Source organism: Streptomyces sp. NBC_01384 (genome assembly GCF_045040035.1).
In the GTDB taxonomy this organism is placed as follows: domain Bacteria; phylum Actinomycetota; class Actinomycetes; order Streptomycetales; family Streptomycetaceae; genus Streptomyces.
On sequence record NZ_CP109559.1, the window covers coordinates 4,840,368 to 4,852,491 of the forward strand.

A 12,124-nucleotide genomic window follows, 5' to 3' on the forward strand; every position below is an offset into this window, starting at 1 on the left:
GATGACTCGCTCCTCGCGCTACTCGGACGAGGACTGCTCGCCCTCGTCCGTACCGACGGCCTCGATGCCCTCGGCGGTCTCGTCCTCGGCGACCTCGCCGTCGACTTCCTCCGCCTCGCGACCGGCCTCGGCGTTACGAGCGATGCCGACCACGGCATCGCGCTTGCCCAGGTTGATCAGTTGGACACCCATGGTGTCACGGCCCGTCTCCCTGACCTCGTTGACTCGCGTACGAATCACACCGCCGGACAGGGTGATGGCGAGGATCTCATCCGTCTCCTCGACCACCAGCGCACCGACGAGGGACCCGCGGTCCTCGACGATCTTGGCGGCCTTGATACCGAGGCCACCACGACCCTGAACGCGGTACTCGTCAACGGCGGTCCGCTTCGCGTACCCACCGTCCGTAGCAGTGAACACGAACGTACCGGGTCGAACAACATTCATCGAGAGCAGCTGGTCGCCCTCGCGGAAACTCATTCCCTTGACGCCCGAGGTCGCGCGGCCCATGGGCCGCAGGGCGTCGTCCGTCGCCGTGAACCTGATCGACTGCGCCTTCTTGCTGATCAGCAGTAGATCGTCCTCGGCCGAGACGAGTTCGGCTCCGATCAGTTCGTCGTCGGAACCGTCCTCCGTCTCACGGAGGTTGATCGCGATGACACCGCCCGAGCGCGGGGAATCGTAATCCTTCAGAGGCGTCTTCTTCACGAGGCCGCCCTTGGTGGCCAGCACCAGATAAGGCGCCGCCTCGTAGTCACGGATCGCGAGGATCTCGGCGATCGCCTCGTCCGGCTGGAAGGCCAGCAGGTTGGCTACGTGCTGTCCACGCGCGTCACGCCCGGCGTCCGGGAGCTCGTACGCCTTGGCGCGGTAGACACGGCCCTTGTTGGTGAAGAAGAGCAGCCAGTGGTGTGTCGTCGACACGAAGAAGTGGTCGACGATGTCGTCCTGCTTCAGCTTCGCGCCGCGTACGCCCTTGCCGCCCCGCTTCTGCGAGCGGTAGTCCTCGGTCTTGGTCCGCTTGATGTAGCCGCCACGCGTGATGGTGACGACGATGTCCTCTTCGGCGATCAGGTCCTCAATGGACATGTCGCCGTCGAAGGGCACCAGCTTGGAACGGCGGTCCTCGCCGAACTTGTCGACGATCGCCGCGAGTTCCTCGCTGATGATGGCGCGCTGCCGCTCCGGCGAGGCGAGGATCGCGTTGTACTCGGTGATCTTCGCCTGGAGTTCGTCGTGCTCCTGGATGATCTTCTGGCGCTCCAGGGCGGCCAGTCGGCGCAGCTGCATCTCGAGGATGGCGTTCGCCTGGATCTCGTCGATCTCCAGGAGCCTCATCAGGCCCTCACGCGCGATCTCGACGGTGTCACTGCGCCGGATCAGCGCGATGACCTCGTCGATGGCGTCCAGGGCCTTCAGGAGGCCGCGCAGGATGTGCGCGCGCTCCTCGGCCTTGCGCAGCCGGAACTTCGTACGGCGGACGATGACCTCGACCTGGTGCGTCACCCAGTGGCGGATGAACGCGTCGAGCGACAGCGTGCGCGGAACACCGTCCACCAGCGCCAGCATGTTGGCGCCGAAGTTCGACTGCAGGTCGGTGTGCTTGTAGAGGTTGTTCAGGACGACCTTGGCGACCGCGTCGCGCTTCAGGACGATGACCAGCCGCTGACCTGTACGGGACGACGTCTCGTCGCGGACGTCGGCGATGCCGCCGACCTTGCCGTCCTTCACCAGGTCGGCGATCTTCTGCGCGAGGTTGTCGGGGTTGGTCTGGTAGGGGAGCTCGGTGACCACCAGGCACTGGCGGTTCTGGATCTCCTCGACCTCGACGACCGCGCGCATCGTGATGGAGCCACGGCCCGTGCGGTACGCCTCCTCGATGCCCTTTCGGCCCACTACGAGGGCGCCGGTCGGGAAATCGGGGCCCTTGATGCGCTCGATCAGGGCGTCGAGCAGCTCCTCGTGGCTGGCCTCGGGGTTCTCGAGGTACCACTGGGCGCCGGCCGCGACCTCACGGAGGTTGTGCGGCGGGATGTTGGTGGCCATACCGACCGCGATGCCCGCCGAGCCGTTGATCAGCAGGTTCGGGAACCGGGCCGGCAGAACCGTCGGCTCCTGGTTACGGCCGTCGTAGTTGTCCGTGAAGTCGACGGTCTCCTCGTCGATGTCACGGACCATCTCCATGGACAGCGGCGCCATCTTGCACTCGGTGTAGCGCATGGCGGCCGCGGGGTCGTTGCCCGGGGAGCCGAAGTTGCCGTTGGAGTCCACCAGCGGCATCCGCATCGACCACGGCTGCGCGAGGCGGACCAGCGCGTCGTAGATCGAGGAGTCGCCGTGCGGGTGGTAGGTGCCCATGACGTCGCCGACGACACGGGCGCACTTGTAGAAGCCCTTCTCGGGCCGGTAGCCGCCGTCGTACATGGCGTACAGGACGCGGCGGTGGACGGGCTTGAGACCGTCCCGGACGTCGGGCAGCGCGCGCGACACGATGACGGACATCGCGTAGTCGAGGTAGGAGCGCTGCATCTCCGTCTCGAGCCCGACGGGCTCGACGCGCAGGACGATCTCGCCGCCCTCTTCAGGTGTGCTGGTGGTGTTCTCGTCGGCCATTGCTGGTGAAGATCCTTCCTGGTGCGGTCAGCTGAGACCGACTCAGATGTCGAGGAAGCGGACGTCCTTGGCGTTGCGCTGGATGAACGCGCGGCGGGCCTCGACGTCCTCGCCCATGAGGACCGAGAACAGGTCGTCGGCCTGGGCGGCGTCGTCGAGCGTGACCTGGCCGAGGACGCGGTGTTCCTGGTCCATCGTGGTGATGCGCAGCTCTTCGGCGTTCATCTCGCCAAGACCCTTGAAGCGCTGGACCGAGTCGTCGCGGATGCGCTTGCCGTTCTGCCGGCCGAGCTCGATCAGCGCGTCGCGCTCGCGGTCCGAGTACGCGTACTCGAAGTCGTCACGGCCCCACTTGATCTTGTAAAGCGGGGGACGCGAGAGGAACACGTGCCCGGCCTCGACCAGCGGCCGCATGAAGCGGAACAGGAAGGTCAGCAGGAGGGTGTTGATGTGCTGGCCGTCGACGTCGGCGTCCGCCATCAGGATGATCTTGTGATAGCGGAGCTTCTCGATGTCGAAGTCCTCGTGGACTCCGGTGCCGAAGGCCGAGATCAGAGCCTGGATCTCCTGGTTCTGCAGAATCTTGTCGATCCGCGCCTTCTCGACGTTGAGGATCTTGCCCCGGATCGGGAGGATCGCCTGGTACTGCGGGTTGCGGCCCGACTTGGCCGAGCCACCGGCGGAGTCACCCTCGACGATGAAGATCTCGCACTTGGTGGGGTCGTTCGACTGGCAGTCGGACAGCTTGCCCGGCAGGGACGCCGTCTCCAGGAGGCCCTTGCGGCGGGTGAGGTCGCGGGCCTTGCGGGCCGCCACGCGCGCGGTGGCCGCCTGGATGGACTTGCGGATGATGTCCGCGGCCTCGTTCGGGTTGCGGTCCAGCCAGTCGTTGAGGTGCTCGTAGACGGCCTTCTGGACGAAGGTCTTCGCCTCCGTGTTGCCCAGCTTGGTCTTGGTCTGTCCCTCGAACTGCGGCTCGCTCAGCTTCACCGAGATGATCGCGGTCAGACCCTCACGGATGTCGTCACCGGTGAGGTTGTCGTCCTTTTCACGCAGCAGCTTCTTGTCGCGCGCGTACTTGTTGATCAGCGAGGTCAGCGCCGCACGGAAGCCCTCCTCGTGCGTACCGCCCTCGTGGGTGTGGATGATGTTGGCGAAGGAGTACACGCCCTCGCTGTAGCCGGTGTTCCACTGCATCGCGACCTCGAGGGACAGGCTCTTGTCCTTGTCCTCGGCCTCGAGGTCGATGACGGTGGGGTGCACCACGTCTCCCTTGCGGGAGTTGAGGTACTTCACGAAGTCGACGATGCCGCCCTCGTAGTGGTACGTGACGGTCTTGACCTCGTCCTTCTCGTCCGCACCCGCCTCGTCCGCCCCGGCGGTGGCCTTCGCCGACTCGCGCTCATCAGTGAGTTTGAGCGTCAAACCCTTGTTGAGGAACGCCATCTCCTGGAAGCGCCGCGACAGCGTCTCGAAGGAGTACTCAGTCGTCTCGAAGATGTCGGCGTCGGCCCAGAAGGTGACCGAGGTGCCGGTCTCGTCGGTGGCCTCGTGCTGGTCGAGCGGGGCCGTCGGTACGCCCATCTTGTAATCCTGCGTCCAGCGGCGGCCTTCGGTCTTGACCTCGACGGACACCTTGCTCGACAGGGCGTTCACGACGGAGACGCCGACGCCGTGCAGACCACCGGAGACCGCGTAGCCGCCGCCGCCGAACTTACCGCCCGCGTGCAGCACGGTCAGGACGACCTCGAGGGCCGGCTTGTTCTCGGAGGCAACGATGCCCACCGGGATGCCACGGCCGTTGTCGATGACACGCACACCGCCGTCGGGCAGGATCGTCACGTCGATCGTGTCCGCGTACCCGGCCAGCGCCTCGTCGACGGAGTTGTCGACGACCTCGTACACGAGGTGGTGCAGTCCGCGCTCGCCGGTCGAGCCGATGTACATACCGGGTCGCTTGCGAACCGCGTCCAGACCCTCGAGGACGGTGATGGCGCTGGCGTCGTACGAGGCTGTGACCTCGCCGTTCGAGGTGGTGGCCTCGGCGTTGTCGCCGGCGTCGGTGGACGGGATGTTCTCGTTGGGGTTGCCGGAATCGGCCACGAAGCGCCCTTTCTGGCACAGCACAAGCCAAGCTCGTCGGCGGGTTGCCGGAGCGGCTGCGGCACGTTGCGTTGGTAAGCCTTGATCAGCGTTGCTCAGCTTTTCCCGGACGGTCCCCGCAAGCGGGGCGGGATTAGTCCCCAGTCTACCGGTAGCGCCGACAGTGATGGGGGTTTGCCGGTACCTGAGTCCGCATGTGCCGCCCTGAACCGGTCTCTCCCGACTCCCCATATGTGGACCCGGGCTCAAAGAGGCTCACAGCGGCACTCAGCGCTTCCGGGTGTCAACCCTTGGCTACTGCGGAGTCAGGTCGATGTTCGCAACCGCGCGCGCTCCCGCGCAGGGGCCCCTCGATGTGGCCGGGGTCACCCGTAGGTGTCACCGGGACCCGTGCTCCCGGGGGCGCGCAGGGGACCGAAACGACGCGGGGGACCCCCGGGGCCCTGCACTTTGATCAACCGCACCGTGCCGTGCCCGAGGTCCTGGTTCAGCCGCGCGACCAGCTGCGGGGCGAGCAGCCGCAGCTGGGTGGCCCAGGCGGTCGAGTCGCACTGCACGGTCAGCACCCGCTCTGCCGGATCGTCGTCATACCGCACCGGCACGCAGTGCTTGGCCAGGTCGTCGCCGACGATCTGCGGCCAGCGGCCCATCACGCCGCCCACCGCGGCCGGGGTCTCCCAGCCGCGCTCGGTGAGCAGCCGGTTGATCGCCGCACCGAGCGCCATGGGATCGCGCCCGTCGGCGCGAGCGCCGGAGCGCAGGCCGCCGCGCCGCGCCTGCTTCTTCTGCTGCGCCGCGTCCCCGCGCGCGCGTGCCTGCTCCTTCGCGGCGCGCAACGCCACGCGCGCGAGGTCCACGCCGGAGGGCTCCGGGGCCTTCTCGGAAGCCTTCTTGGGGGCGTGCGCTTCGCCGGATGTGTTCTCCGTCATACCCGCTCCACCGTGCCCTCGGAGACGACGTACCGCGTCCCCGTCAGTACGTCCGGTACGTCGTCGTCGACCGCGGCCGTCACAAGGACCTGCTCGCCGGGAGCGACGAGTTCCGCGAGCCGCTCCCTTCTGCGGCTGTCCAGCTCGGCGAAGACATCGTCGAGGACCAACACCGGCTCGTTGCCCTCGGCCCTCAGCAGGTCGTACGAGGCCAGCCGCAGCGCCAGCGCGTAGGACCAGGACTCGCCGTGGGAGGCGTATCCCTTGGCGGGCAGCTGGCCGAGTCTGAGAAGCACATCGTCCCGGTGCGGCCCCACCAGCGTCACACCCCGCTCGATCTCCTGCTTGCGGACCTCGGCCAGCGCCGCCATCAGCTGCTCGTACAGGTCCTCACGCGTGTGTGCCTCGCCGGGCGCGGACGGCTTGTACTCCAGGGCGATCGGTCCGCCGCCGGGCGCCAGCTGCTCGTACGCCTTGTCGGCCAGCGGCTGGAGGGTGGCGACCAGGTCGAGCCGCTGGGCGAGCAGCTCGGCGCCCACGCGCGCGAGGTGCTGGTCCCACACGTCGAGCGTGGAGAGGTCCATGGTGCGGCCGCCGTGGCGACGGGCCAGCGCGGCCGACTTCAGAAGGGTGTTGCGCTGCTTGAGGACCCGGTCGTAGTCGGAGCGGACGCCCGCCATGCGCGGGGAGCGAGCGGTGATCAGCTCGTCGAGGAAGCGGCGCCGCTCACCGGGGTCGCCCTTGACCAGCGCGAGGTCCTCGGGCGCGAACAGCACGGTCCGTACGATGCCGAGGACGTCACGGGGTTTGACCTGCGAGGACCTGTTGATGCGGGCACGGTTGGCCCTGCCCGGGTTCAGCTCCAGCTCGACAAGCTGCCCGCGCTCGCCCTGGCGGACATTGGCCCGGATGATCGCCCGGTCGGCGCCCATGCGCACCAGCGGGGCGTCGGAGGAGACGCGGTGACTGCCGAGGGTGGCGAGATAGCCGACCGCCTCGACCAGGTTCGTCTTGCCCTGTCCGTTGGGGCCCACGAACGCGGTGACGCCCGGGTCGAGCGGGACCTCGACCCGGGCGTAGGAGCGGAAGTCGGCCAGCGACAGATGCGTGACGTGCATGGTCGTTCGCCGACCTCCCCCAGGGTTGTGGATCCACGGGCTTTTGGGCCCCCGGATCTGTGGATTACTTCTTCTCGACCGCGTGGCCGCCGAACTGGTTGCGCAGCGCCGCGACCATCTTCATCTGCGGCGAGTCCTCCTGCCGGGAGGCGAACCGCGCGAACAGCGACGCGGTGATCGCGGGCAGCGGCACGGCGTGGTCGATGGCGGCTTCCACCGTCCAGCGGCCCTCGCCGGAGTCCTGTGCGTAACCGCGGAGCTTGTCCAGGTGCTCGTCCTCGTCCAGGGCGTTCACCGCCAGGTCGAGGAGCCAGGAACGGATGACCGTGCCTTCCTGCCAGGAGCGGAAGACCTCGCGCACGTCCGTGACGGAGTCGACCCTCTCCAGGAGCTCCCAGCCCTCGGCGTAGGCCTGCATCATTGCGTACTCGATGCCGTTGTGGACCATCTTGGAGAAGTGGCCCGCGCCGACCTTGCCGGCGTGCACCGCTCCGAGGTCACCCTCGGGCTTGAGGGCGTCGAAGACCGGCTGCACCTTCGCGATGTTCTGGGCGTCGCCGCCGTACATCAGCGCATAGCCGTTCTCCAGGCCCCAGACGCCGCCGGAGACGCCGCAGTCGACGAAGCCGATGCCCTTGGCTGCCAGCTCCTCGGCGTGCTTCTCGTCGTCCGTCCAGCGCGAGTTCCCGCCGTCCACGACGACGTCACCGGGCTCCAGGAGCTCGCCGAGCTGGTCGACGGTGGACTGGGTGGCGGCACCGGCCGGGACCATCACCCACACCACGCGCGGGCCCTTGAGCTTGCCCACAAGCTCTTCCAGGCTGTGGACGTCGGCGAGGTCCGGGTTGCGGTCGTATCCGATGACGGTGTGGCCTGCGCGGCGGATCCGCTCGCGCATGTTGCCGCCCATCTTGCCGAGGCCGACGAGACCGAGCTCCATCAGGTTGTTCCTTAGGTTTGCGACGTGGCGTGAGGGCACTTTCGTACCTGTGTCTGAGCCTAAACCCGGACGCTCACGCACACCTGTGGGCATAGCCGCTCAGGCGTTCGCCCCACCTGCGGATGCGCCCGTCGGACCGCTCGCGCCGACCGGTCCGACGGGCCGCGGGGCTCAGCCCGACAGTCGCACCGGCATGATCAGGTACTTGTAGGCCTCGTCCGCCTCGGCGTCCACGGCGGGCTTGCCGCTCAGCAGCGCGGGCTTGGTGGACGTCGTGAAGGAGAGCTGCGCCACCGGCGAGTCGATGGCGCTCAGGCCGTCGAGCAGGAACGTCGGGTTGAAGGCGATCGAGATGTCGTCGCCCTCCAGCTGGGCGTCCACCCTCTCCACAGCCTGTGCGTCGTCGCTGGAGCCGGCCTCCAGGATCAGCACGCCTTGCTCGAAGCTGAGCCGCACCGGTGTGTTGCGTTCGGCGACCAGGGCCACACGCTTGACGGCCTCCACGAAGGGGGCGGTCTCGATCACCGCGATGGAGTTGAACTCCGTCGGGAAGAGCGTGCGGTACTTCGGGAGGTCGCCCTCCAGCAGTCGGGTGGTCGTCCGGCGGCCCGCGCCCTCGAAGCCGATGAGGCCCTCGCCTGCGCCCGAGCCGGACAGCGCCAGGATCACGCTGTCGCCGCTCGTGAGGGCCTTGGCGGTGTCCAGGAGCGTCTTCGCGGGCACCAGGGCCACCGCGGACGCCTCCGGGTTCTCCGGCTTCCACAGGAACTCACGGACCGCGAAGCGGTAGCGGTCGGTGGAGGCCAGGGTGACCCTGTCGCCCTCGATCTCGATGCGCACACCGGTCAGGACGGGGAGCGTGTCGTCGCGCCCTGCCGCGATGGCCACCTGGGCGGCGGCCGAGGCGAAGACCTCACCGGGGACGGTGCCGGTCGCCGACGGCATCTGCGGCAGCGCCGGGTACTCCTCCACAGGCAGGGTGTGGAGGGTGAATCGCGAGGAGCCGCAGACCACGGTCGCCCGTACACCGTCTGTGGAAATCTCCACCGGCCGGTTGGGGAGGGCGCGGCAGATGTCCGCGAGCAGGCGGCCGGAGACGAGGACCGTGCCCTCCTCGTCGACCTCCGCGTCCACGGAGACGCGTGCCGAGACCTCGTAGTCGAAGCTGGAGAGGCTCAGGGAGCCCTCCTCGGCCTTCAGAAGGAGGCCGGCGAGCACAGGCGCCGGCGGACGGGCCGGGAGGCTGCGTGCCGCCCAGGCCACTGCCTCCGCGAGTACGTCGCGTTCCACCCGGATCTTCACCGTTGCCGCCTCCGTCTGTTGCCGGCGCTCTCGCCCTGCTGGCCTTCGTCGTCTGACTCGGTGTCGTTCAGCCCTGTGGCGGGCAGGACACCGGGGACCAGTCTGACGCACCGCACTGACAGTCGGTGCCCCTCGGGGTCAAGTCGTGCCGAGCGGCACCAGAGGCTCCGAGAGCGAGTTGTGCACAGCCCCGTCTTCTAAACGATTCCCAGGCTCTCTCTAGTTGGTCTTAGTAGTAGGGCCTGTGGATACCGTGGATAACCGCGTTTTCGCAGGTCAGCAGCGATTTTTTGTCCACTGACCCTGTGGGCGGAGGCGGTGGACAACCGGGGGTCTCTGTGGACGACGAAAAGTTCTGCACACTCGATGCACAGGCTCGGGTGACTTCTCCCCAGATCCGTCCCCAGCTTTACCCGCGTTCCCCACAGCCCAATCCGGCACCTCGGTGTGACGCCTTTCACTCGACCCGGTGAGAGCACGCGTCGCATTGCCGAACAGTGGACAGGGATGTGGAGAAGTCGGGGATCACTGGGGACAACCGACTCCAGCCTGTGGGTCGGCGGTGGACAACTTCGTGCACACCCTGTGGATCTTTTCTTCGTCCACAGGGTGTGGAGAGTCTTCATCCACGAATCCACAGGGACATGACCTGGTCTGACGGTCCTTCAACAGGGCCCCCTGTGGACACGATCGGGACAACTTCGTCCTCCCCAGGGTGTGGACGCCAGAAAGTCACCGAATCTGTGGAGAGTGGCCGTAACCGGGCTCGTATTCGAACATCTGATGTCGTTCCGGTAGCGGTGAAAAGAGGGACGGTGGCCTCGGGACAGGTCCCAGAAGCTGCTGGAGCCCCCTCGGAACAGGTCCCAGAAGCGCTTGGAGCCCCCTGGGAACGGATGCCAGAGGTTCCTGGGGCAGCTGCCAGAACCTTTCGGCGCGCGTGTGAGAACAGCGAAGGGCGCCCTCGGGAGCGTGTCCCGGGGCGCCCTCGGCGCCGTGCCGCCGTGCCTGTCAGCCGTTCTTGATGCGGTTGGTGAGCTCGGTGACCTGGTTGTAGATGGAGCGCCGCTCCGCCATCAGCGCACGGATCTTGCGGTCGGCGTGCATGACGGTCGTGTGGTCGCGGCCGCCGAACTGCGCGCCGATCTTCGGCAGCGAGAGATCGGTGAGCTCGCGGCACAGGTACATGGCGATCTGCCGTGCGGTCACCAGGACGCGGCTGCGCGAGGACCCGCACAGGTCGTCCACGGTGAGACCGAAGTAGTCGGCGGTGGCCGCCATGATCGCGGTCGCGGTGATCTCCGGGGCGGAGTCCTCGCCGCCCGGGATCAGGTCCTTCAGGACGATCTCCGTCAGACCGAGATCCACCGGTTGCCGGTTGAGCGACGCGAACGCCGTCACCCGGATCAGCGCGCCCTCCAGCTCGCGGATGTTGCGCGAGATCCGGGACGCGATGAACTCCAGTACCTCCGGCGGAGCGTTCAGCTGCTCCTGCACCGCCTTCTTACGAAGGATGGCGATGCGGGTCTCCAGCTCGGGCGGCTGGACGTCCGTGATCAGTCCCCACTCGAAACGGTTCCGCAGCCGGTCCTCCAGGGTCACCAGTTGCTTGGGCGGCCGGTCACTGGAGAGCACGATCTGCTTGTTCGCGTTGTGGAGCGTGTTGAAGGTGTGGAAGAACTCCTCCTGCGTCGACTCCTTGTCCGCGAGGAACTGGATGTCGTCGACCAGCAGGATGTCCATCTCCCGGTACCGCTTGCGGAAGCTGTCGCCCTTGCCGTCGCGGATGGAGTTGATGAACTCGTTGGTGAACTCCTCCGAGCTCACGTACCGCACACGGGTGCCCGGGTAGAGGCTGCGCGCGTAGTGCCCGATCGCGTGCAGCAGGTGCGTCTTGCCGAGACCCGACTCCCCATAGATGAAGAGGGGGTTGTACGCCTTCGCCGGTGCCTCGGCGACGGCGACCGCGGCGGCGTGCGCGAAGCGGTTGGAGGCGCCGATGACGAAGGTGTCGAAGAGGTACTTCGGGTTGAGGCGCGCGGTGGGCTCGCCCGGACCGGACGCCGGCGCGGGCTTCGCACCGAGCGGGCCGGGCGCGCCGCCGGAGGAGGGCAGCGAGGGGCCGCCGCGGTGCATCGGGCCGCCGCCCGGGGGCGGCTTCTGGAGGTCGCGGCGGTCGGGGCGCTGGTCGTAGTCGGAGCGCGGCTGGTCGTAGTCCTGGCGCTGCTGCTCGTACGGCGGACGCTCCATCGACTGCGGCCGGTAGTCCTGCGAGGGCGAGGCGTACGGGTCGCGCTCCGGGAAACCGAGGCGCTGCTGCTGCCAGCCGTAGTCGTCCTGGGCGTGCCGCGGCCAGGCACCGGGCTCGGGGCGCTGGTAGTCCGGGTAGGCCGGGCGGGCGGTCGGGAGGTGATCCCCGCGGGACGGGGGCAGCTGGTCCGAACGGCCGGACGGCAGCTGGTCGCCGGGGGCGCCCGGGAGCTGGTCGGAGCGGCCGCCCCGGTGGTCGTCGGCGCGGTGGCGGCCGTACCCCTCGTAGCTGTCACGGCGCTGTGCCTCGTAGGCACTGCGCTCGTCACGGCCCGGCGAGTCGTAGCCGCCCCGGTCCTCGCGTCCCTGGCCGTCGTAGCTGTTGCGTTCTTCACGCCCTGGGGCGTCGTAGCCGTGGCGGTCGTCACGTCCCTGGTTGGCGTAACCGTTCCGCTCTTCGCCGCCCTGGCTGTCGTACGTGTCACGGCCCTGGCCCGAGCCGGAGGGGAGCTCGGGCTCCTCGTACCGGGGCTGGGGGGCGGGCGGCGCCGGAGGCTGGGGCTCCCCGGCCGAGTCGTCGACGGTGATCGCGATGCGGATCGGGCGGCCGCACTCGCGGCTCAGCGTGTCGCTGACGATCGGCGCGAGACGCCCTTCGAGTACGCCCTTCGCGAACTCGTTCGGGACCGCGAGCAGTGCCGTGTCCGCGACGAGTGCCAGGGGCTGGCAGCGCTTGATCCAGTGCTCGTCCTTCGCCTCGACACCCTGCCCGCGGCCCTCACCGAGGAGCTGTTCCAGTACTCGTGGCCACACTGCGGCAAGATCGGCAGGTACGTCAGCCACAGGGCACGCTCTCTCACGGGTCCCAC

7 protein-coding genes are annotated in these 12,124 nt (G+C 68.1%); all 7 read right to left on the minus strand.

What is annotated here, in order from left to right:
- Positions 1 to 18: 18 nt before the first annotated feature.
- Positions 19 to 2,613, minus strand: coding sequence for a DNA gyrase subunit A (gene gyrA / locus OG747_RS22210; RefSeq protein ID WP_405881094.1), 2,595 nt, complete (start codon positions 2,611 to 2,613; stop codon positions 19 to 21).
- Between the two features lie 42 nt (positions 2,614 to 2,655).
- Positions 2,656 to 4,740 (minus strand): DNA topoisomerase (ATP-hydrolyzing) subunit B, encoded by a 2,085-nt coding sequence (gene gyrB / locus OG747_RS22215; RefSeq protein WP_405881095.1) that lies wholly within the window; start codon positions 4,738 to 4,740, stop codon positions 2,656 to 2,658.
- A gap of 341 nt (positions 4,741 to 5,081) precedes the next feature.
- Positions 5,082 to 5,645: a DUF721 domain-containing protein gene (locus tag OG747_RS22220; RefSeq protein WP_405881096.1), complete on the minus strand. Its 564-nt coding sequence runs from the start codon at positions 5,643 to 5,645 to the stop codon at positions 5,082 to 5,084.
- On the minus strand, positions 5,642 to 6,763 hold the full coding sequence (gene recF, locus OG747_RS22225; protein ID WP_405881097.1) for a DNA replication/repair protein RecF: 1,122 nt from the start codon (positions 6,761 to 6,763) through the stop codon (positions 5,642 to 5,644). The genes OG747_RS22220 and recF overlap by 4 nt, the downstream gene beginning before the upstream one ends.
- A 64-nt stretch (positions 6,764 to 6,827) precedes the next feature.
- Positions 6,828 to 7,703 (minus strand): phosphogluconate dehydrogenase (NAD(+)-dependent, decarboxylating), encoded by an 876-nt coding sequence (gene gnd / locus OG747_RS22230; protein ID WP_405881098.1) that lies wholly within the window; start codon positions 7,701 to 7,703, stop codon positions 6,828 to 6,830.
- A gap of 171 nt (positions 7,704 to 7,874) precedes the next feature.
- A complete protein-coding gene (dnaN, locus tag OG747_RS22235) occupies positions 7,875 to 9,005 on the minus strand; it encodes a DNA polymerase III subunit beta (RefSeq protein ID WP_405881099.1) in 1,131 nt (376 codons plus the stop codon).
- Positions 9,006 to 10,016: 1,011 nt separating this feature from the next.
- On the minus strand, positions 10,017 to 12,098 hold the full coding sequence (gene dnaA / locus OG747_RS22240; RefSeq protein WP_405881100.1) for a chromosomal replication initiator protein DnaA: 2,082 nt from the start codon (positions 12,096 to 12,098) through the stop codon (positions 10,017 to 10,019).
- Positions 12,099 to 12,124 lie beyond the last annotated feature (26 nt).